Annotated in this window: 18 protein-coding genes, 3 tRNA genes and 3 pseudogenes; 16 read left to right on the forward strand and 8 right to left on the reverse strand. The window is 54.2% G+C overall.

Annotated elements, in window-relative coordinates; translation table 11 throughout:
• Positions 1 to 89: 89 nt before the first annotated feature.
• Positions 90 to 1,766 (forward strand): formate--tetrahydrofolate ligase, encoded by a 1,677-nt coding sequence (locus JQU52_RS14220; protein WP_230339103.1) that lies wholly within the window; start codon positions 90 to 92, stop codon positions 1,764 to 1,766.
• Between the two features lie 105 nt (positions 1,767 to 1,871).
• Positions 1,872 to 1,947: transfer RNA gene (locus JQU52_RS14225), tRNA-Glu, on the forward strand.
• 124 nt (positions 1,948 to 2,071) lie between these two features.
• Here the strand turns inward: JQU52_RS14225 and JQU52_RS14230 are convergent.
• Positions 2,072 to 3,610 carry an ArnT family glycosyltransferase gene (locus JQU52_RS14230; protein ID WP_230339104.1) on the reverse strand — a complete coding sequence of 513 codons (1,539 nt, stop codon included), beginning with the start codon at positions 3,608 to 3,610 and terminating at the stop codon, positions 2,072 to 2,074.
• A gap of 32 nt (positions 3,611 to 3,642) precedes the next feature.
• On the reverse strand, positions 3,643 to 4,242 hold the full coding sequence (locus JQU52_RS14235; RefSeq protein ID WP_230339105.1) for a phosphatase PAP2 family protein: 600 nt from the start codon (positions 4,240 to 4,242) through the stop codon (positions 3,643 to 3,645).
• A gap of 195 nt (positions 4,243 to 4,437) precedes the next feature.
• Between JQU52_RS14235 and serB the strand changes: the two genes are divergently transcribed.
• The 8 genes from serB to pip all read left to right on the forward strand — a co-directional run bounded on the left by serB (position 4,438) and on the right by pip (position 12,939).
• Positions 4,438 to 5,286 (forward strand): phosphoserine phosphatase SerB, encoded by an 849-nt coding sequence (gene serB / locus JQU52_RS14240; protein ID WP_230339106.1) that lies wholly within the window; start codon positions 4,438 to 4,440, stop codon positions 5,284 to 5,286.
• Positions 5,287 to 5,412 (forward strand): hypothetical protein, encoded by a 126-nt coding sequence (locus JQU52_RS14730; RefSeq protein WP_268866621.1) that lies wholly within the window; start codon positions 5,287 to 5,289, stop codon positions 5,410 to 5,412.
• Between the two features lie 335 nt (positions 5,413 to 5,747).
• Entirely contained in the window at positions 5,748 to 7,397 is a 1,650-nt protein-coding gene (locus JQU52_RS14245) for an ABC transporter substrate-binding protein (RefSeq protein WP_230339107.1), read from the forward strand.
• A gap of 269 nt (positions 7,398 to 7,666) precedes the next feature.
• Positions 7,667 to 8,683: an ABC transporter permease gene (locus tag JQU52_RS14250; protein WP_230339108.1), complete on the forward strand. Its 1,017-nt coding sequence runs from the start codon at positions 7,667 to 7,669 to the stop codon at positions 8,681 to 8,683.
• Between the two features lie 201 nt (positions 8,684 to 8,884).
• Positions 8,885 to 9,790, forward strand: coding sequence for an ABC transporter permease (locus JQU52_RS14255; RefSeq protein ID WP_230339109.1), 906 nt, complete (start codon positions 8,885 to 8,887; stop codon positions 9,788 to 9,790).
• Between the two features lie 142 nt (positions 9,791 to 9,932).
• Positions 9,933 to 10,928, forward strand: a complete 996-nt coding sequence (locus tag JQU52_RS14260; protein ID WP_230339110.1) for an ABC transporter ATP-binding protein — start codon at positions 9,933 to 9,935, stop codon at positions 10,926 to 10,928.
• Positions 10,925 to 11,938, forward strand: coding sequence for a peptide ABC transporter ATP-binding protein (locus JQU52_RS14265; RefSeq protein ID WP_230339111.1), 1,014 nt, complete (start codon positions 10,925 to 10,927; stop codon positions 11,936 to 11,938). The genes JQU52_RS14260 and JQU52_RS14265 overlap by 4 nt, the downstream gene beginning before the upstream one ends.
• A 29-nt stretch (positions 11,939 to 11,967) precedes the next feature.
• Positions 11,968 to 12,939 (forward strand): prolyl aminopeptidase, encoded by a 972-nt coding sequence (gene pip, locus JQU52_RS14270; protein WP_230339112.1) that lies wholly within the window; start codon positions 11,968 to 11,970, stop codon positions 12,937 to 12,939.
• A 161-nt stretch (positions 12,940 to 13,100) separates the two neighbouring features.
• On the opposite strand, the gene JQU52_RS14275 is transcribed toward pip, so the two are convergent.
• Both JQU52_RS14275 and JQU52_RS14280 read right to left on the reverse strand, forming a co-directional pair.
• Positions 13,101 to 13,175: transfer RNA gene (locus tag JQU52_RS14275), tRNA-Glu, on the reverse strand.
• Between the two features lie 18 nt (positions 13,176 to 13,193).
• A tRNA-Arg gene (locus tag JQU52_RS14280) sits at positions 13,194 to 13,270 on the reverse strand.
• Positions 13,271 to 13,445: 175 nt separating this feature from the next.
• On the opposite strand from JQU52_RS14280, the gene JQU52_RS14285 reads away from it, so the two are divergent.
• Together JQU52_RS14285 and JQU52_RS14290 are read left to right on the forward strand one after the other, a co-directional pair.
• Complete coding sequence (locus tag JQU52_RS14285; protein ID WP_230339113.1) at positions 13,446 to 14,861, forward strand: 3'-5' exonuclease family protein; 1,416 nt, start codon at positions 13,446 to 13,448, stop codon at positions 14,859 to 14,861.
• 190 nt (positions 14,862 to 15,051) lie between these two features.
• Positions 15,052 to 15,718 (forward strand): annotated as a pseudogene (locus JQU52_RS14290) (IS5 family transposase).
• Between the two features lie 170 nt (positions 15,719 to 15,888).
• On the opposite strand, the pseudogene JQU52_RS14900 reads toward JQU52_RS14290, so the two are convergent.
• Positions 15,889 to 16,433, reverse strand: a pseudogene (locus JQU52_RS14900) (IS630 family transposase).
• 186 nt (positions 16,434 to 16,619) lie between these two features.
• Between JQU52_RS14900 and JQU52_RS14300 the strand changes: the two are divergent.
• Both JQU52_RS14300 and JQU52_RS14905 read left to right on the forward strand, forming a co-directional pair.
• Complete coding sequence (locus tag JQU52_RS14300) at positions 16,620 to 17,030, forward strand: two-partner secretion domain-containing protein (RefSeq protein WP_268866650.1); 411 nt, start codon at positions 16,620 to 16,622, stop codon at positions 17,028 to 17,030.
• Between the two features lie 4 nt (positions 17,031 to 17,034).
• Positions 17,035 to 17,241, forward strand: a complete 207-nt coding sequence (locus tag JQU52_RS14905) for a GH-E family nuclease (protein ID WP_379062234.1) — start codon at positions 17,035 to 17,037, stop codon at positions 17,239 to 17,241.
• Here JQU52_RS14905 and JQU52_RS14305 read toward each other — a convergent pair.
• Complete coding sequence (locus JQU52_RS14305; protein ID WP_328301443.1) at positions 17,172 to 17,726, reverse strand: DDE-type integrase/transposase/recombinase; 555 nt, start codon at positions 17,724 to 17,726, stop codon at positions 17,172 to 17,174. The two genes, JQU52_RS14905 and JQU52_RS14305, sit on opposite strands and share 70 nt — an antisense overlap.
• Before the next feature lie 175 nt (positions 17,727 to 17,901).
• On the opposite strand from JQU52_RS14305, the gene JQU52_RS14310 reads away from it, so the two are divergent.
• Together JQU52_RS14310 and JQU52_RS14315 are read left to right on the forward strand one after the other, a co-directional pair.
• A complete protein-coding gene (locus tag JQU52_RS14310) occupies positions 17,902 to 18,759 on the forward strand; it encodes an ankyrin repeat domain-containing protein (protein ID WP_230339116.1) in 858 nt (285 codons plus the stop codon).
• Between the two features lie 27 nt (positions 18,760 to 18,786).
• Complete coding sequence (locus tag JQU52_RS14315; RefSeq protein ID WP_230339117.1) at positions 18,787 to 19,506, forward strand: hemagglutinin repeat-containing protein; 720 nt, start codon at positions 18,787 to 18,789, stop codon at positions 19,504 to 19,506.
• Positions 19,507 to 19,780: 274 nt separating this feature from the next.
• On the opposite strand, the pseudogene JQU52_RS14910 reads toward JQU52_RS14315, so the two are convergent.
• Both JQU52_RS14910 and JQU52_RS14915 read right to left on the reverse strand, forming a co-directional pair.
• Positions 19,781 to 20,260, reverse strand: a pseudogene (locus tag JQU52_RS14910) (IS5 family transposase); the annotation flags it as partial.
• 84 nt (positions 20,261 to 20,344) lie between these two features.
• On the reverse strand, positions 20,345 to 20,623 hold the full coding sequence (locus JQU52_RS14915) for a transposase (protein WP_407947601.1): 279 nt from the start codon (positions 20,621 to 20,623) through the stop codon (positions 20,345 to 20,347).
• Between the last annotated feature and the right edge of the window lie 212 nt (positions 20,624 to 20,835).

Here is a 20,835-nt window from a genome sequence, read left to right on the forward strand (position 1 = left end):
CAGCCACCGTCCACCAAGGCTGCCTGAAAACCACCATCAATAAAACCCAACTTTCAGGCAGCCTCCTAATTTCTCACCACGAGCCCACCATGACCCAGCCCAACGACGAAACCATTGCCCGCCAAGTCAATATGCTGCCCATGAGCACCTTGGCCGCCAAGCTCAATATTGATTACGACCACATCTACCGCTACGGCCACCATAAAGCCAAAATCAACGCCGCCGAAGTATTTAAACAACCCGGCCGCCACGGCAAGCTGATTTTGGTCACCGCCATCAACCCCACACCCGCGGGCGAAGGCAAAACCACCGTTACCATCGGCCTAGCCGACGCCTTGCGCCGCTTGGGCAAAGAAGCGGTGGTGGCCATGCGCGAGCCATCGTTGGGGCCAGTATTCGGCATCAAAGGCGGCGCGGCCGGCGGCGGCCATGCCCAAGTGGTGCCGATGGAAGACATCAACCTGCACTTCACCGGCGACATCCACGCCATCGGCGCCGCCAACAACCTGCTCGCCGCCCTGCTCGACAACCACATCTACCACGGCAACGCACTGGACATCGACCCCAAAAAAGTCAAATGGCGGCGCGCGCTTGATATGAACGACCGCCAGCTGCGCCACATCATCAGCGGCGCGGGCAACCACAGCGACGGCGTGTTGCGCCCCGACGGCTTCGACATCACCGTGGCCTCGGAAATCATGGCCATCTTATGCCTAGCCGAAGATTTAAACGACTTAAAACAGCGGCTGGGGCAAATCATCGTGGCCTACAGCCGCAGCGGCGCACCCGTTTATGCCCACCAGCTCAAGGCCGCCGGTGCCTTGGCCGCCCTCTTAAAAGAAGCCATCCACCCCAATCTGGTGCAAACACTGGAAGGCACCCCCGCGCTGGTGCACGGCGGGCCGTTTGCCAATATTGCCCACGGCTGCAACTCCGTATTGGCCACGCGGCTGGCGCTGCATCTGGGCGAATTTGTGGTTACCGAAGCCGGCTTCGGTGCCGACTTGGGTGCCGAAAAATTCTGCAACATCAAATGCCGCAAAGCCGGGCTCAAACCCGCCGCCGCCGTGCTGGTGGCCACCGTGCGCGCCCTTAAATACAACGGCGGCGCGGCCAAAAACCAGCTGGCCACGGAAAATCTCGATGCCCTGCAAAAAGGCCTGCCCAACCTATTGCGCCACATCCGCAACCTGCGCGAAGGCTTCGGCCTGCCCTTGGTGGTGGCCATCAACCGCTTTGCCAGCGACAGCGAGGCCGAAATCCAACTGATTCAGGCAGCCTGCGCCCAGCATAGCGTGGCCGCCGTACTCACCGATGTGTGGGGCCAAGGCGGCGCCGGTGGCACCGATTTGGCCAGCACCTTGCTACATACCATCGACAACAGCGCCAACAACTTCCGCTTAAGCTACGACAACAGCGACAGCATGGCCGCCAAAATCAACAAAATCGCCACCCGCATCTACGGCGCCGCCAAAGTCAGCTTCACCCCGCAAGCGCTGGCCGATATGGACAAACTGGCCGAAATCGGCTTAGGCCACCTACCGGTGTGCATGGCCAAAACCCAATATTCCTTTAGCGATGACGCCACCCAACTCGGTGCACCCAGCGGCTTCACCCTGCATGTGCGCGCCGTGGAAGTGGCCGCCGGTGCCGGTTTTGCCATCGCCCTGTGCGGCAACATCATGCGCATGCCCGGCCTGCCCAAAACCCCAGCGGCAGAAAACATCGACATCGACGAACACGGCCAAATCCACGGCCTGTTTTAAGCGGCCACTGACTAAACCAAGTTGTCGCTGCTAAATATCGGAATGTAACCTAGCCCAACTAGGCGCACACCGCCCTTTTTTGCTATAATGCGCCCGCTTCTGTACGCGCCCATCGTCTAGAGGCCTAGGACACTGCCCTTTCACGGCGGCAACCGGGGTTCGAATCCCCGTGGGCGTGCCAATAAAAAAGCTCGGTTTTGCAAAGCCGGGTTTTTGGTTTAATGAATCATCCCGATACAACAAGGCTGCCTGAAAGCGCAATTAAAACGCTTTCAGGCAGCCTTTTACTTTATTTCTCCTCAACCTCAACCGCAAGCCGACGTTTGGCCGGGCACAATATGCCAAATGGCCTGACCTTGGTATTCGAATACCGGCGCTTGGCTTTGCAACAGCGGATATTGCTCGGCAGTGCTTTGGCCAGCAATCAGCCATTTGGGCGCGCCGGTGCAAACGGCGGGCAATAATTGCGCCGGTAAGCTTAGGTATTGCGATGCCAAGGCGGGGGTGAATTCGGCGGCATCAGCGATTTCTTTTTTCCAGTTGTCGCGGGCCTGAATCTCCGGGTCTTGCCAGTTGTCCACAATATGCACCGGTGTGGTCAAGGCGGCGTAAAACGGCACTGAAAAATAATAGCTGCCGAGCATCATTACTTCGTCGCCGCTGCGCAAGTGTTGCTGAAGATAGTGCCCCAAGGGCTGCTCATGGCGCACTTTGGCCAACTGCAAGGTGGTGAGCAGGGCGGCGATGATGCACAGCAGTGCCGAAACGGCCACAATGGTGCCGGTATAAACGCGACCACCGCTTTGCCCTGCCACCACGCGCGCACGATGGCGCAGCACCAAGGCATCGGCGCACAAGTACACCAGCGGCAGCACAGCAGGCAGGATATAGCCCACCAATTTCGATTTGGGCAAGGAGAAAAACAGGATAATCACCGCCGCCCAAATCCACATCAGCCAGCGCATATCGGCATGGGGCGTGCCCGTATTAAGGCTGCCTGCGCGGATGCTGCGCCATAGCGGATAAGCAAACGGCAGCAGAAACAGCGCCAACAAGGCCGAATAAAACCACCATGGGTGCATATTATTGAAGCCGCTTTTGGCAAAGCGCTCGAAATGCTGCACCACAAAGAAATAATGGAAAAAATCAGGATAGCGCTGCTGCATCGCCCACAGCCACGGCACCACCAAGGCCAACAACACCAACCAGCCGCGCCCGCTCAGCAACAGCTTGGGCAGCCATTTAAGCTGGCGTGTGGCCGCCAGCCAGCACAGCAAGGCCAGTGCCGGCAGCACCAAGCCAATCAGCCCTTTGGCCAGAAAGCCCAGCCCGGCAAAGGCATACGCCCACGCCAACACGGTTTGGTAACGCCCGCCGTTGCGCAATAAAAACACACTGTGCGCCAGCAGCACCAAGGTGGCGGTAATCATGCCCGCCACCAGCATATCCAAATTGGCATACTGGGCGCCGCCGAACACCAACGGCTGCACCAGCGCCAGCAGCAAAAACAGCCGCGCGGTCGGCACATCTTGCCGTTGGCGCACCCATGCATACACGGCGGCAATGCCCACGGTGGCTCCAATCACCGGCGCCAGCCGCCCCACCCATTCGTGCAAACCGAACACCTTTAATCCGGCCGCAGTAATCCAGTAAAACAAAGGCGGTTTGTGGAAATAAGGAAAGCCGTTTAGCGTGGGGGTAATCCAGTTGCCGCTGCGCAGCATTTCCCACGCCACACCCACATAGCGCCCCTCATCCGGCACCAGCAAAGGGCGGAACGGCGTCCACAGCAGCAGCCACGCCAAAATCAGTACCACCACCCAAACCAAGTGGGCGGCACTCAACCGCCTTGTAGCAGAATTTCCCAGCCGCATCATCAGCCCCTGTTTGTTTGATTGGATGTAGGCCATACACCACCGCCCCAATACCACACCACACTGCTGGCCACCAGCGCCACCAGCAAGGAGCCCACCATATCCAACGGATAATGCACGCCCACATAAATCCGCGCCCAAGCTTCGATGAGCCCTAATACGACCAAGCCCAAGCCCAAACGGCGCGTGCGTACAAACCCGCATAAAGGCAGCACCAGCGCCCAGTAAAAAGTGAGGTGGCGGCTGGGAAATGAAGATGTGTCGTGCTGCCCCACCACTGTTTGCCCCAAGCCCAGTATAAACGGGCGCGGATGGTAGTAAAGCTTGCCAATCACATAAGCCAATACCAGCGCCACCGCACAACTGCCCAGCAGTTTCAGCCACAGCTTGGGCTGTTTGGTGGCCAGCAGATACGCCGTTAAGCCCAGCCCCACCACCCAGTTAAAATATTGCGCCAGAAAAACCGCCGCTAGCCGCACGACATCGGCATCACCTTCTTTTGCATTGATTAGCAAAAACAAACTTTTATTCAGGTCATCCAACATGATTTTCTCCGCCGGCGCACGCAGCCCGGCTTGATTGGCAAGGTGCGCAGTGTACACCGCCAAACCTTACCTATTTCTTAAAATTTACAGTTGCACACAGATTAAAAATTAATTTTTTTGATTTTTAAGGTTTTTATCTGCATCAACATAATCCAATCAATACCGCAGCGGCCATTTGGCAAACCGATATATAATGCCCGCCAGATTCAGCCTCTCTTTATTTGATGCGCATTTGTTTTGCAGGGAATCCTTATGTCTGTCCATGTTCTGGTTTTACAGCACCCGCAACTGCCCGGCTGCAATTTAGGCTGCCTGAAGCCTTGGTTTGCGCAGCTGCCCGCCTTGGTTTTCGACAACACCGTGTTGCGCATGCCCGTGGCTGCCAATTTTGCACTGCCTGAGGCCGTTCAGGCAGCCTTGCAGGCGCAAGCCATCGATTGGGCGGTGCTGCCGGACAAAGCATTTGGTGATTTTGGCCTACTGGTGAGCGACATGGATTCCACGCTGATTACGATTGAATGCGTGGATGAGATTGCCGCCGGGGTGGGTTTAAAAGAGCAAGTGGCGGCGATTACCGAGCGCTCGATGCGCGGCGAGCTGGATTTTGCCCAATCGTTGCGCCAGCGTGTGGCCTTGCTGCAAGGGCTGCCTGAAAGCGAGTTGGCGCGGGTATATGATGAAGTATTGCAATTGTCGCCCGGTGCCGAATACCTGCTGGCCGAATGCCGGCGGCACGGGGTGAAGTTTATGCTGGTGTCCGGCGGCTTTACCTATTTCACCGAGCGCCTGCGCCACGATTTAGGGCTGAATTATGCCTACGCCAACACCTTGCTGATGAATAACGGCCACCTGAGTGGCACACTGGGCGGCCGCCTGATAGACGCACAAGCCAAAGCCGATTTGCTGGCCGAATACGCCGACAAACTGGGCTTAAGCCGCGCGCAAACCTTGGCCATGGGCGACGGCGCCAACGACATCCCCATGCTCGCAGCCGCCGGCATCGGCATAGCCTATCATGCCAAGCCCAAAACCGAGGCCGCTGCCGATGTGTCAGTGCGCTTCGGCGGCTTGGATGCGGTGCGCAAATGGTTTCGGCCTTAAATGCCTTTAATAGCTGAGGTAACGCAATTATTGATTAAAGGCTGCCTGAAACCCACATGGATTGCCCAATACCGTTTGACAATGAACCACCACTTTACCTTTCAGGCAGCCTTGGCCACGCAATAACCCCATTTCAATAAACCCAAAAGCCACTGCCAACACACAGCAGCGTTTAATTTCTCACCGATTCAAACCAACAAAAATAAACATTTATTTCCATCGTCATTTTTTAATCTAGCTAAATCGCGCCGATTTACCGCCATACACACCCGCATCGGTTTTCTTTTCGGTTCAATAACGAAGATAGCCGCATTTTGCACCTGCAACATGCCATTGTGCTTATCCAAACCAACACTTGCTTTACAATTTCCTTACAATGTATAGTAATGCGGTTGGCGATTCGCAGGTGCGGTTGCCGTAAACGTTTTTATGGTTACACAAATACACTCAAGGGAGTTACCATGCAAAAACCGTTATTCAAACTCAGCGCACTGGCCGCCGTGGCCTTAGGTCTGGCCGCCTGCGGTGGTGGCGACAAGCAGGCCGCACAAAGCGGCAGCCAGCCGGCCACCACCCAGGCACAAAGCGGCAAAAATCTGATTTACTGCTCTGAAGGCAGCCCGGCCGGTTTCGACCCCGCCCAATACACCTCCGGCACCGACTTTGACGCCAGCTCCTACCCGATTTACAACGGCTTGGTTGAATTTAAACGCGGTGAAACCGACATCCATCCGGCACTGGCCGAAAAATGGGACATCAGCGACGATGGCAAAACCTACACCTTCCATCTGCGCCAAGGCGTGAAATTCGGTGCCACCGACTACTTCACCCCCACGCGCGACTTTAACGCCGACGACGTGGTGTTTACCCTCAAGCGCATCACCGACAAAAACTTTGAATTCAACAAAGCCTACCCGGCCGAATTCCCCTACTCGGTGGACATGGGCTTGCCCGATTTGATTCAATCGGTAGAAAAAGTAGACGATCACACCGTAAAAGTGGTACTCAAAGAAGTGGAAGCGCCCTTCCTGCAAAACATCGCCATGCCCTTTGCCTACATCGGCTCGGCTGAATACGCCGACAAGCTGGTGAAAGAAAACAAAGCGGCCGACTACAATACCAAACCGGTGGGCACCGGCCCCTTCGTGTTCAAGTCTTACCAGAAAGACACCCAAATCCGCTACGCCAAAAACCCGGATTACTGGGATAAAGACAATATCCACATCGATAACTTAGTGTTTGCGATTACCAAAGACTCCGCCGTGCGCGCCCAAAAAGTGCAGGCGGGCGAATGTAACGTAGCCGCCTACCCGAAACCGGCCGAAATTGAAGCCGCGAAAAAATCGGGCAAAGTCACCGTAATGGATCAACCCGGCTTTAACGTGGGCTATGTGGGCTACAACGTAGAACACGGCAAACTGGCCGACTTGAAAGTGCGCCAAGCTTTGGATATGGCCATCAATAAAGACGCCATCATCAACGCCGTTTACCAAGGCGCGGGCATTAAGGCCACCAACCCGATGCCGCCCACCCAATGGGGCTATAACGACACCCTCAAAGACGCACCTTACGACGTCGAAAAAGCCAAAGCCTTGCTGAAAGAAGCCGGTGCCGAAAACTACGAGCTTAACCTGTGGTATATGCCGGTGCAGCGCCCCTACAACCCCAATGCCAAGCTGATGGCGGAAATGATTCAGGCCGACTGGGCCAAAATCGGCGTGAAAGCCAAACTGGTCACCTACGAATGGGGCGAATACCTCAAGCGTGCGCAAAAAGGCGAGCCGGACGCCATCATGGTGGGCTGGACCGGCGACAACGGCGACCCGGACAACTGGCTGGGCACGCTGTTAAGCTGCAAAGCGGTAAACGGCAACAACTACTCGCGCTGGTGTAATAAAGACTTTGACAAGCTGGTGGAAGGCGCGCGCCAAACCACCGATCAAGAAAAACGCATCACCGCCTATAAAGACGCGCAAGTAATCTTTAAAGAGCAACTGCCGTGGACCACCATGGCACACTCGGTGGTAACCCACTTCACCACCCCGAATGTGAAAGACTACAAAATCAGCCCGTTCGGCTCCGTGCGTTTTGACGGTGTGAAAATAGACTAAGCCGTAAACACAACACCGCTTCCGTGTGTGGAGGCGGTGTTTTTTATGATTTAAGACATTACTTAATGATAAAGGCTGCCTGAAAAACAGCGCCAAAAATGTTACACCCTTTTGTTCTTTAAACCAGCGTCGGACTCAAGAATCCGACCCGGCATAACTATAAACCCGGCTTCAGGCAGCCCTACCCTTGCCGCCTGCCAGCCCATAAAATGCCGCCACGCCCCATAAGGGCGCTGCGCTTTAAACCACCTCTCAAAAGAGCACTGATTATGTTGCTGTATATTCTGCGCCGTATTCTGATTTTGATTCCGGTTTATATCGGCCTCACCTTGTCCACCTTTACCTTAATCCGATTGGTGCCGGGCGATGTGGTGGAAGTGATGATGGGCGAGCGCATGGTCGACCCGGCCATGCATGCCCAGGCCTTACAACGCTTGGGGCTGGACAAGCCCTTACCGGTGCAATACTGGGATTACCTCAGCGGCATTCTGCGCGGCGACTTCGGCACTTCTTTCCGCACCCGCACCCCCATTTTGCAAGACTTTTTCGCCCATTTCATCCCCACACTGGAGCTGGCCTTATGCGCCATCATCATTGCCAGCGTATTGGGCATTAGCTTAGGCATCATCGCCGCCTTGCGCCGTGGCTCATGGCTGGACTACACCCTAATGTCGGGCGCCTTGGCCGGCTATTCGATGCCGATTTACCTACTCGGCCCCATTCTTACCGGCCTGTTTGCCCACTATCTGGGCTGGCTGCCGGTGTCGGGCGTGATTTCGGTGGCACAATTTCTGGACGTACAGCCCCTATACGGTTCATGGCTGCTTGGTTCGCTGTTTTCCGGCCAGCCCGGTGCGTTTTGGGATGTGGTGAAACACTTTATTCTGCCCTCCATTGCCCTCTCCACCATTCCCTTAGCCATGATTGCACGCATGACGCGCTCGGCCATTCTCGAAGTGTTGGGCGAAGACTATGTGCGCACCGCCCGCGCCAAAGGCCTGTCGCCGCGTCGGGTTATTCTGGTGCATGTGATGCGCAATGCGCTGATTACCGTGGTTACCGTAGTGGGGCTGCAAATGGCCACCCTGCTGGCCGGTGCCATTCTCACCGAAACCATTTTCAGCTGGCCCGGCGTGGGCAACTGGCTCTTGGACGGCTTTTTCACCCGCGATTATCCGATTGTGCAAAACGGCATTTTGCTGGTGGCCACTGCATTGATTTTAATCAGCTTACTGGTAGACATTTTGTATGGCGTGATCAACCCACGCATCCGCCATGCGGCTTAATCCATCACATCCAATATATAGTGAGATGAAGAATAAAGTGATACAAGGCGCGAAGCCGCAGACAGTACAGTAGTACGGCTAGGCACAGCAACGCCGTAGCACTTTGTTATGCATTTCACTATAAGGCTGCCTGAAAAACAAATAGCCCTATTCGGCACCCTTCAGGCAGCCCATCACACCCGAACACAGGAACACATCTTTATGACCAGCTCTGTTCAAACCGCCACCGCCGCACCGGTGCCGCCCAGCCAGTGGCAATTATTTGCCGCCACCTTTTACCGCAACAAAGGCGCCGTATTGGGGCTGCTGGTATTGCTGGCCATGGTGATAACCGCCCTGCTGGCACCGTGGCTGGCACCGCATGATCCTTATCAGCTTTTCACTGGCAAAGAGCAATTGCCGCCGTTTTTCCTCGAAGGCGGAGACCGTGCTTTTTGGCTCGGCACCGACGACGCCGGGCGCGATACCTTATCGCGGGTGATTTACGGCGCGCGCTATTCACTGTTTATCGGCCTGTGCGCCACCTTTATCGCCATGGTGGCCGGGGTATCGCTGGGGCTGTCGGCGGCGTTTTGGCCCAAAGTATGGGGCAAAGGCGTGATGCTGGTGAACGACATCCTGATGTCTTACCCCAGCCTGCTGCTGGCCATTATCATTGCCGCCATTCTCGGCCCCTCGATGACCAACACCATCATCACCATTGCCTTGGTGTGTATGCCGCCCTTTATCCGCCTCACCCGCGCCACCGCCATGGTGGAATTGCAGCGCGACTACTTCACCGCCTCGCGCATTATGGGCGCGGGCACTTTGCGGCTGCTGTTTATCACCATTTTGCCCAACTGCATGGCACCGCTGATTGTGCAAGCCACCATGGTGTTTTCTTCCGCCATTTTGGAAGCCGGTGCCATCGGCTTTTTGGGCTTCGGCGTACAACCGCCGGATGCCGAATGGGGTGCCATGCTCGGTACCGCGCGCCAGTATATCCAAAGCAATGTGTGGCTGGCGATTTGGCCGGGCTTGGCCATTTTCTTGGCCGCGCTGTCGATTAACCTCACCGGCGACGGCCTGCGCGACGCACTGGATCCGAAGCTGAAACAGGTATCGTGATTCAGGCATCAGGAGCCAGGTTACAGGAATCAGGCAGCCGTGAGATTGCTAGCGCTCATTACTCCGGCCTGTACCCCGGCAACTTAACAGCATTTGTAGCCAAGCCGCCCAACACCCAAACCGGCGGCAGCAAGGAAGCAGCATGACACATCCTTTATTAAATATTGAAAACCTGTCGGTCACCTTCGGCCACGGCAGCCGTGCGTTTAAGGCCGTGGATCAAGTAAGTCTGCAGGTCAACGAAGGCGAAGTGCTGGCGGTGGTGGGCGAATCCGGCTCCGGCAAATCCGTTACCATGATGGCATTGATGGGGCTGCTGCCCGATTCGGCCACCATCCACGCCCAACAATTGCACTTTAACGGCTTGGATCTGCAAACCATGAGCGCGCGCGCCAAACGCAAAATCATCGGCAAAGACATTTCGATGATTTTCCAAGACGCCATGACCAGCCTCAACCCCAGCTTCACTGTAGCCATGCAGATTGGCGAAGTGCTCAAAGCGCATTTGGGGCTGCGCGGTGCCGCCGTAAAGCAGCGCATCATCGAATTGCTCGACTTGGTGGAAATCCCCGACGCCAAAAGCCGCCTCAACGCCTATCCGCACCAGCTCTCCGGCGGCATGAGCCAGCGCGTCATGATTGCCATGGCCTTGGCCTGCGAGCCAAAGCTGCTGATTGCCGACGAGCCCACCACCGCACTCGATGTCACCGTGCAAGCCCAAATCATGGACTTGCTGCACCGCCTGCAACAAGACACCGGCATGGCCATGGTGCTGATTACCCACGATTTGGGCTTGGTGGCCGAAAACGCCCGCAATGTGGCGGTAATGTATGCCGGGCAAGTGGTGGAAACCAGCACCGTGCCGGAAATTTTCAGGCAGCCTGCCCACCCCTACACCGAAGCGCTGCTGGCGGCGATTCCGGAGCTGGCCATCGGCCAGAAACGCCTGCACAGCCTGCCCGGCGTGGTACCCAGCCAATACGACCGCCCCAGCGGCTGCTTGCTGTCGCCACGCTGCCCTTATAAAGCGCCTGCCTGCGCCACCCCGCCGCCGCTGCAAACCAGCGCCCACGGCCAAGTGCGCTGCATCCACCGCGTTTTGCCGCCCAAATCCACCGCCACCGGAGCCGCCGCATGAGCGAAAACATCCGCCAAAACACCAACCAAAACATCGTTTTGCAAGCCGAAAATCTGCAACGCCACTATCCGGTATCGCTGGGGCTGGGCAAAGGCAGCGCCGTGGTCAAAGCACTCAACGGCGTGTCGTTCATCCTGGCCGCAGGCAAAACACTGGCCATTGTGGGTGAATCCGGCTGCGGCAAATCCACATTGGCACGCCAGCTCACTTTAATCGAGCCACCCAGCGGCGGCGAGCTGTACATCAACGGCAAAGGCACGGTAAAACTGGGCAAGCAAGCGCTCAAGCAATTGCGCACCCAAATCCAAATGGTGTTCCAAAACCCCTACGGCAGCCTCAACCCGCGCCAAACCATCGCCTACCAGCTGGCCGAGCCATTGAGCATCCACACCCGCCTGTCGCGTGCCGACAAAGAAGCCAAAGTGCTGGCCATGATGCAGCAAGTGGGCTTGCGCCCCGAACACGCCGGGCGCTACCCGCACATGTTTTCCGGCGGCCAGCGCCAACGCATCGCCTTGGCACGCGCCATGATGCTCAACCCCAAAATCGTGGTGGCCGACGAGCCCACCAGCGCTTTGGATGTGTCGATTCAGGCACAAGTGCTTAATCTGTTTATGGATTTACAAGAAGAATTCCACACCGCCTATGTGTTTATTTCGCATAATCTATCGGTGGTGCGCCATGTGGCCGACGATGTGATGGTGATGTATCTGGGCCGCGCGGTGGAGCACGGCAGCAAAGCCGCCATTTTTGAAAACCCCGTCCACCCCTACACCCAAGCATTGCTGGCCGCCGCCCCCAGCGTCAATGGCCACCAAACCAACCTCAATCTCAAAGGCGAGCTGCCCAGCCCGCTCAAACCGCCCAGCGGCTGCGCCCTGCACCAACGCTGCCCGCACGCCACCGCCGAATGCGCCCAACAAGAGCCGGTTTTGCGCCCGTGGCAAGGGCGGCTGGTGGCTTGCTTGCGGCTGGAAGACATTGCCGCCGGCAACACAAAGGCTGCCTGAAACAAACCATGCTTATTTGAAAGCACCTCATGCACCCCATCACCGAGCCGCACCAATCCGGCCTCTTGGCCGTTTCCCCCCGCCACCAAATTTATTGGGAAGTGTCCGGCAATCCGCACGGCAAGCCGGTGGTGTTTTTGCACGGCGGCCCCGGCGCCGGCACCACACCGGCGCAACGCGGCTTTTTCAACCCTGAGCGCTACCGCATAGTGTTGATGGATCAGCGCGGCTGCGGCCGCTCATTGCCCTATGCCTGTGTGGAAGAAAACACCACTTGGGACTTGGTGGCCGATATCGAACAAGTGCGCCAAATGCTGGGCATCGAGCGCTGGATGGTGTTTGGCGGCTCGTGGGGCAGCACCTTGGCGCTGGCTTATGCGCAAAGCCATCCCGCCCACGTAAGCGAATTGGTGCTGCGCGGCGTATTTTTGTGCCGCCCGAGCGAATGGCGCTGGCTAAACCAAAGCGGTGGCGCCAGCCGGATTTTCCCCGATGCATGGCAGCAATATTATTTGCAACCCTTCCACGGCCAAGAGCCCAGCAACTTAATTGCCGCTTACCACACCTTGCTGCTACACCCCGACACCCCCGAATCCGCACGGCTGCAAGCCGCCCGTTGCTGGACGCAATGGGAAGCGCATACCTGCTATTTGGAACACAACCAAGCCGCCATCGACGAATATGCCAACGAACACGCCGCCTTGGCCTGCGCCCGCATCAGCTGCCACTACGCCAGCCACGCCGGTTGGCTGGAAGGCGAGCGCGCGCTGCTGGCCAATACCGATAAAATCCGCCGCATCCCCACCGTGATGGTGCAAGGCCGCTACGACATCTGCACCCCGCCGCAATCGGCTTGGGAATTAAAACAGGCTTTGCCCGCCGCCGATTTGCAATTCGTGCTGGCAAGCCATTCGGCATTCGAGCCGGAAATCGCCAAAGCACTGGTGGCCGCCACCGATTATTTTGCCGACAATGACGGTCAGCCCAACAAAACAGCCTAGAGCATAATGAATAAGGTGTTATGCATTGCAAGCACCTCTATCACATTCCAAAACATCAAAGGCTACCTGAAACCATAATCCACATGGTTTCAGGTAGCCTTTTAAATATGCGGCACCCAAATAATAACAGCCTGGCTTTTAAAAAAGCCAGGCTGTTATATTGGCACGCCCACGGGGAATCGAACCCCGGTTACCGCCGTGAAAGGGCGATGTCCTAACCGCTAGACGATGGGCGCATAAAGCGTAAAATTTGGTGGCGCACCCGGAGCGATTCGAACGCCCGACCCTCTGGTTCGTAGCCAGATACTCTATCCAACTGAGCTACGGGTGCGTGAAGAATGCGGATTATAGGCAGCCACCCTTAGCCTGTCAACACCTTCTGCGTTTATTTTTACAGCGCCCATCACAATGGCTTGTTCCCACAGTTAAAAAACGCATCCCCCGCTTTGGCGCAATGCACAACTCCACTCGCCGCCGCCGTGCCATATCGGCTACAATACGCCCTTTTGCCCGCCCAACACATGACCGCCGCCGCACCTGCTCCCGCCCACTGGCCACAATTGGCCGCTGCTCTGGCCACCCTGCCCTTACCGGTGGCCGTGGTAGATTTGGAAACCACCGGCGGCCATTTCGAGCAAGACCGCGTCACCGAAGTGGCGGTGTTGCGCTTTGAGCAAGGCCGCATCAGCCGTCACCAATGGCTGGTAAACCCGCAGCAGCCCATCAGCGCCTTTATTACCCGCCTCACTGGCATCAGCAATGAAATGGTGGCCGATGCACCCGTGTTTGCCGACATCGCGCCCGCACTGCTGCCGCTGCTGCAAGGACATATTCTGGTGGCGCACAACAGCCGTTTCGACTACACCTTTTTGCGCCGTGAATTCGCCCGCGCCGGGCACGCCTTTGCCGCGCCCAGCCTATGCACAGTACAGCTGTCGCGCAAACTTTATCCCGAGCACAGCAAACACAACCTAGACAGCATTATCGACCGCTTCGGCCTGAATATCGCCGCCACCGAGCGCCACCGCGCGCTGGGCGATGTGCTCGCGCTCACCGATTTTCTTAATTTAAGCTTGCAGCAAAACGACAGCCAAAACTGGCTAAATCACTGGCCGCAGCTCACTAAACCGTACTGGCTGCCCACCTGGCTGCCTGAACACTTGCGCCAATATCTCTACCGCCTGCCCGACAGCGCCGGGCTCAGCGTGTGGCACCATCCCGGCCACCACACACCCACCCTACTCACCCACGACCACGCCTTCAGCCAGATTGCCAGCCTGCTGCAACTGCCCGGCGCCGGCGACCGCTGGCAGCACACCGGCAATATCCGTTTTATCCCGGCACTAAGCCTGCTGCACGCCCATGCGCTCAAAGCAGAATACCTGCAAACCCACCCGGCCACACCCCAAGCCGCCGCTTGGTATACCGCCGCCTTTGTGGCGGATCACCATGGCCGCCTGCAAGCACGGGTGGTGCCTTTAAACAACGGCATACAAAGCAGCCGCCCCTACGGCCTATTTGCCCATCCGCGCGCAGCCAAAAAAGCGCTGGCCGAATGGGCGCGCGAGCACTCTTTGTGCCCGGCCATTCTCGATATCGGCGGCCAAGGCGGCGGCCTGCAAACACCTTGCCCGGTGGCCGCCGCCCAGCTTTGCAGCGGCGATTGCCGTCTGCCCGAACACATCCAGCAACACAATCAAGCCGTATTACAGGCCGCGCCTTTGCTGCCGGTGTGCGATTGGGGCGCCCAACACGCACTCAAGCTCACCGAATTCAATCCCCTCAGCGGCCAAACCATCACCCTGCATTGTGCTGCCGCCGCCATCGAAATGGCCGACGGCCAATGGTATTTCGACGACGCCTTGCCGCGCCTATTCAAACAGCGCTTGAAAAACCGCAGCGGTATTGAAGTGGTGTGTTAAAACCATGCCATAAAACCCGACAAGGCTGCCTGAACGAATAATTCAAATGCTTTCAGGCAGCCTTAGAGCCTGTTCACGATCTTTTTTGTAGCGGATTTTAGGGTCTGTTCACAATTACTTGTCATACCCTTGAATAAAAAAGAAACGCAGGCATAAAAGGAAGTTCTCACCCTCCCCCAATACACCTGCGATGCCCCGTACACTACTCAAAGATGAACATTGGACGAAGCTGTTACCTATTCTGCGTGATTTGGGTATTTATAGCAAACCCAATTTGCGCAGAATTCTTGAAGGCATACTTTACAGAATAAGAACCGGCATACCGTGGCGGGATTTACCCGAGTATTTCGGCAAGTATCATACTGTTTATACCGCTTATAACCGTTGGTCAGAAAAAGGCATTTTTACTGCAATCTTGAAACAGCTCAGCCAAGAGAGTGACTTGGAGTGGGTAGCCATAGACGGCAGTTATATCCGTGCCCACCAACACTGCGCCTCAGCGCTCAGTGCGCAAGAGGATCACGCAATCGGTATGAGCCGAGGCGGCAGAACCAGCAAGATTCATCTGGCTGTAGATGCTGCAGGCAATCCGGTTGAGGTTATCGTTACTGCGGGCAATATCCATGATGTCACCGTTGCACCAAAGCGGTGCGAAAGCCAATATTCCCTATAAAAGCAATAGGGAAGAGAAAAATAAAGACATGGACTGGTATTTATATAAAATCAGGCATTTGGTAGAGAATGCCTTTTGCCGTTTGAAACATTTCCGAGCGATTGCCAGCCGTTACGATAAGCTCAAACGCAACTTCCACAGTACGGTTTTATTGGGGTGCATTGTGATGTGGTTACCTTTATGACAAGTAATTGTGAACAGACCCTAGTGCAGAAACGGGTGCAGGCAAGGCAAAAAGCACAGCCAAAGCCAGCTTTGGCGCGCATTTTTAACGCAGTAAGTGCCTGTTTATGTGCTGAAAGCAGCACAATAAAAGATTGTTAACAGGCTCTTATACCATTTAAAATAAATAATCTATAATAAAGCCCATTCACAAGCCACCAGCGAACAGGGCTTGTCTTTTTCTGCAACCAACGCATTCCACGCAGCACAGCCAGCCTCTACAATCTGCCCATAGCCCTTATAGCAACGGTTGGATAAAGAGGTTTGCTTCAGCTGCCGCCATATCCGTTCTATAGGGTTTAATTCCGGTGAATACGGCGGCAGTTTCAATATCGATATGTTTTTCAGTTCGCTGACATCCTGATGCCAACCCGCACCGTCCATCACCACCACAGCATGCCGGCCTTCGGGGTTTCTTTCGATATTTGCCGTAAATGCAGCAGCATCGCTTCTTTGTTCACACTAGGCATCACCAAAGCCGCTGTTGTTCCGGTTCTCAAGCACACTGCACCAAAGATATAGGCGTATTCAAACTGCTGTTGGCGGATAATGCGTGGTCTTTTTCCCTTTTCGTGCCATACACGGGTGAGGCTGCCTTGTTGTCCGATGCGGCTTTCGTCTTGAAACCAAATGTCGACGTGTTCGGGTTTGATGTGTTCAGGTAATACCGCTTTTATCGGGAGGTGTCCTGAAAAGTATGCTGCCTATATTTTAGGCAAAAAATAAGACTATTATTTACATAAGCGAAACAGAAAAATCCCTGTTTATCTATAGTTTCTTATTTCCCTGCACCATGACTTTTACCTTGTTGGATCTTGCTTTTTTCAGCAGCATACTTTTCAGGACACCACCCTTTTATCGAAGTGGCCGGGCGGCGTGCCGAAGTGATTATGGCCAACCCCGCCGGCATCCAAGTAAACGGCGGTGGCTTTATCAATGCCGCCGGCGTCACCCTCACCACCGGCCGGCCCATCATCAGCAACGGCCATCTGGAAGGCTTCCGCGTGCGCAGCGGCAACGTTGGCGTGAACGGTAAGGGTTTGGATACGTCCGGTGCCGACTACACCCGCATCCTTGCTCAAGCCGCGCAAATCAACGCCGGTATTTGGGCTACAGAGCTGAACGTGGTCACCGGCAGCAACGACATCGATGCCGCCGGCCAGCACACCCCCGTACCCGTCCGGCCCTGGGAACAGAAACCAAAGCGCAAGTTGATAATCGTTATATCAAGCTTTCTAATGGTGATTACATGGAAACTGCTACACGAAAGATAGTAAAATAGTAAAACAGCCTGTTGACTATGGGCATAAATACGGCTGGGAACACCGTAGATTGGTACGGGCGGCGGAAGAGGTAGGCATGAGCCAGAAGCAATTTGATGCCTACGTTAATTCACGTCCGGAAAAGTTCATTATTCAGAACATGTTAAGACCCATAATCTTCTGGAATGGATTTTCACGAAACAATTCAGGCTCTAGATTATAGCAATCTTCCAAAGCCTGCCAAGGCGTTTTGTACTTCAACGACCGTAAGGGGCGTTGATGGTTGTAATACAGCAAAAATACCATCAAGTGCCGTTTAAGTTCGTCAGGATGCTCATAGTGGAAGCGTTTGACCGTTACCTCTTTCAGCATCTTGTTGGTAATCTCCACCTGCCCGTTCGTCCATGGATGACGGAATTTCGTGGTACGGTGCTCAATGCCCAAATGCCGGCAAAGCTCGTCAAACGGATGCTCCTTATCAGGCCGTTGTGCTTGGCTCAGCAAGTTGTAGGTAAACTGCGCACCGTTGTCCGTTAGGATATGGGTGATTTTAAACACACAATCTTGTTGTAGGTTGCGCAGAAAAGAAACGGCGGTTTTCTGCGTCATACGCGGATGAAGTTCTGCATAAACATATTTGGTTTTGCGGTCGATGGCGACAAACAGGTACAGCTTGCCGGTTTCACAACGCACCTCGGTGATGTCGATATGGACAAAGCCAACCGGATATTGTTTGAATGTTTTTTACCTTTTGGCCATCGGATTCATTCTTGGGTAAGCGCGACAATCCGTGATGTTGCAAGCACCGGTGCAGATTGGAGCGGCTCAGCTTTGGAATATTGGGCTTGAAGATGATATACAGCTCGTCCAATGACAGCCGCAGATGTCGCCGGACGGTACAGATTGCCTGCTGCTCCGATTCGGTCAACACGCTGGGGCGGGTTTTGGGGCCGGACTTTTTATCTTCGACCGAATCTGCGTGTTTCCAGTAGAGAACGGTTTTGAAATTAATATTGTATTTTTAGCTAACGCTGCGATGCTCTCTTCAGACTCTTGTATTTCTTTTCTGATTCTAGGCGTAGTCTTGGCGTTACCATGCAATATGCTTGCCATAAGTCGGTCTCTTTTAATTGGGGTAATGATACTCCATAAAATTCAGGGACTAAACAATTATCGATATGAGAAATTTCCAAAAAACAGGCAAATAACTATGAATTTTAAAACACAAATTGGCGTTGAGCTGTTAAGTGCTTTTGATGAAGGTGATTTAGTACAGGTTGATAAGCTATTTTCTGAGAATAAGCGCAATGTCTTGGAAATTTCTCAAACTGAACACTGGAATTGGCTACATAAAAATTTATTAGGCTTTGACCCGAATAAACCGCCCAAACAAAGCATCGAATACCTGATTGAAAAAGGTGTACCCATCAATGCCCAAGACTGCTATGGAATGACCCCGTTGCATTATGCAATGCGGGCAACCAATGCAGAGGCAGCACTGGTTTTATTGCGTGCTGGCGCAAACCCCAATATTCCAAATCAGGACAATGTAATTCCATTAAGTATGATTGGCGGTATGCCCAAGCGTTTAGATGTACTGCAATTGATGTTGGACAAAGGCGGTAATGTACATCACCATACCGGTAAAAATGAAACAGATATATTGGCTACCTTAAAAAAATATTGCGGTGATGATGAAGAGATAAAACCTGTTATTGCATTGATGGAAAAATATGCTTAATCAGCCTTCCGTTTGGAACCCAACAATATGCATAAATTCCCGGGCGACCTGAATACCTCAGGCAGCCAGATCAGCGCCAAGCAAATCCACCTCAACCTGCAAAACGGCACCATCGGCACCCTCACCGAGCAGAAACACGAAACCGGCATTAGCGATGCGCGCAACTACCGTATCGAACACAGCAAAACCGACGTGGGCAGCCAAATCAACAGCGGCAGGGGTACTGTCGGCATTGCCGGCCAAAATGTGCGCATTACCGAAGGGCGGCGCAGCGGCAGCGTAGATGCAGCCGTCTACAACAAAAGCAACCTAGGCATATCCAGCCATTCAGTCAGCATGCATGGTGGTGAAAGCTATGATCAGGCTCAAGGCAGCAGCATCACCGGCAGCCGAGTGGTGGTGCAGGCACAGAAAAACCTTGATGTGCGCGGCAGCAATATTGTTTCAGACAATCAAACTTTCTTGGGTGCCGGCGGTGCCGTCAGCATCACTGCTGCACAAAACACCCACAACAGCCACCGGCAACAGCGGGAAACCGGCTCCGGCATCATGGGCACCGGCGGCGGCATTCTGATTGGTTCGCAAACCGAAGGTGAGTTAAACCGACAAAGCAGTACCGGCCACACACTCAGCACCATTGGCAGCACCCATGGCCGTGTAGACATACAGGGCAAAGGAAATGTACTGGTTTCCGGCACCGAAATCGCGGCAAAAGATCTTAGTTCGATTACCCAAACCGCCACCTAGGCCGGCGGCAAATCCGGGGTTGGTGGCAAAATCACCGTGGGCGTGGGCATCCGCCGCAGTGAAAGTGAAGACCGTGCGCACATCGACACCGTGCGTAAATCCACCCTTCATACCCAAGCTGACAGCACTTTTACCATTGAACCGCACCGTTTTATTGAGTATCGTTCGTAAGATGAATTTTCAGTGCAATAAAATAAATGGCACGAGTGTCCAAAACTTTATGGATGATAATATTATCGTCTACGTGATATTAGGGTCTGTTCACAATTACTTGTCATAAAGGTAACCACATCACAATGCACCCCAATAAAACCGTACTGTGGAAGTTGCGTTTGAGCTTATCGTAACGGCTGGCAATCGCTCGGAAATGTTTCAAACGGCAAAAGGCATTCTCTACCAAATGCCTGATTTTATATAAATACCAGTCCATGTCTTTATTTTTCTCTTCCCTATTGCTTTTATAGGGAATATTGGCTTTCGCACCGCTTTGCTCTATTTGCTCCCTGAGCCGGTCTGAATCGTAACCTTTGTCCGCATTAACCAACTCAGTTTCGGCAAGGTTGATGTTGTCAAGCAGCTCCGGTGCAACGGTGACATCATGGATATTGCCCGCAGTAACGATAACCTCAATCGGATTGCCTGCAGCATCTACAGCCAGATGAATCTTGCTGGTTCTGCCGCCTCGGCTCATACCGATTGCGTGATCCTCTTGTGCACTGAGCGCTGAGGCGCAGTGTTGGTGAGCACGGATATAATACCAATTCTACAAAATAAGATAACAAGGCGGCGAGCTGAAGACAGTACAAGTAGTACGGCAAGGCGAGCCAGCGCAGTTAGGTTATTTTGTAGAATTGGTATAACTGCCGTCTATGGCTACCCACTCCAAGTCACTCTCTTGGCTGAGCTGTTTCAAGATTGCAGTAAAAATGCCTTTTTCTGACCAACGGTTATAAGCGATATAAACAGTATGATACTTGCCGAAATACTCGGGTAAATCCCGCCACGGTATGCCGGTTCTTATTCTGTAAAGTATGCCTTCAAGAATTCTGCGCAAATTGGGTTTGCTATAAATACCCAAATCACGCAGAATAGGGTAACAGCTTCGTCCAATGTTCATCTTTGAGTAGTGTACGGGGCATCGCAGGTGTATTGGGGGAGGGTGAGAACTTCCTTTTATGCCTGCGTTTCTTTTTTATTCAAGGGTATGACAAGTAATTGTGAACAGACCCTAGCCCCAGTGAAATCCCGGTATCAAAAATAACAAAAAATCATGTAAATACTTGTCAGCATAGAATGATTGGGTTAATCTTAAGCCGTTGTTAGTTTTTT

The organism is Paralysiella testudinis, from assembly GCF_016894345.1.
GTDB lineage: Bacteria > Pseudomonadota > Gammaproteobacteria > Burkholderiales > Neisseriaceae > Paralysiella > Paralysiella testudinis.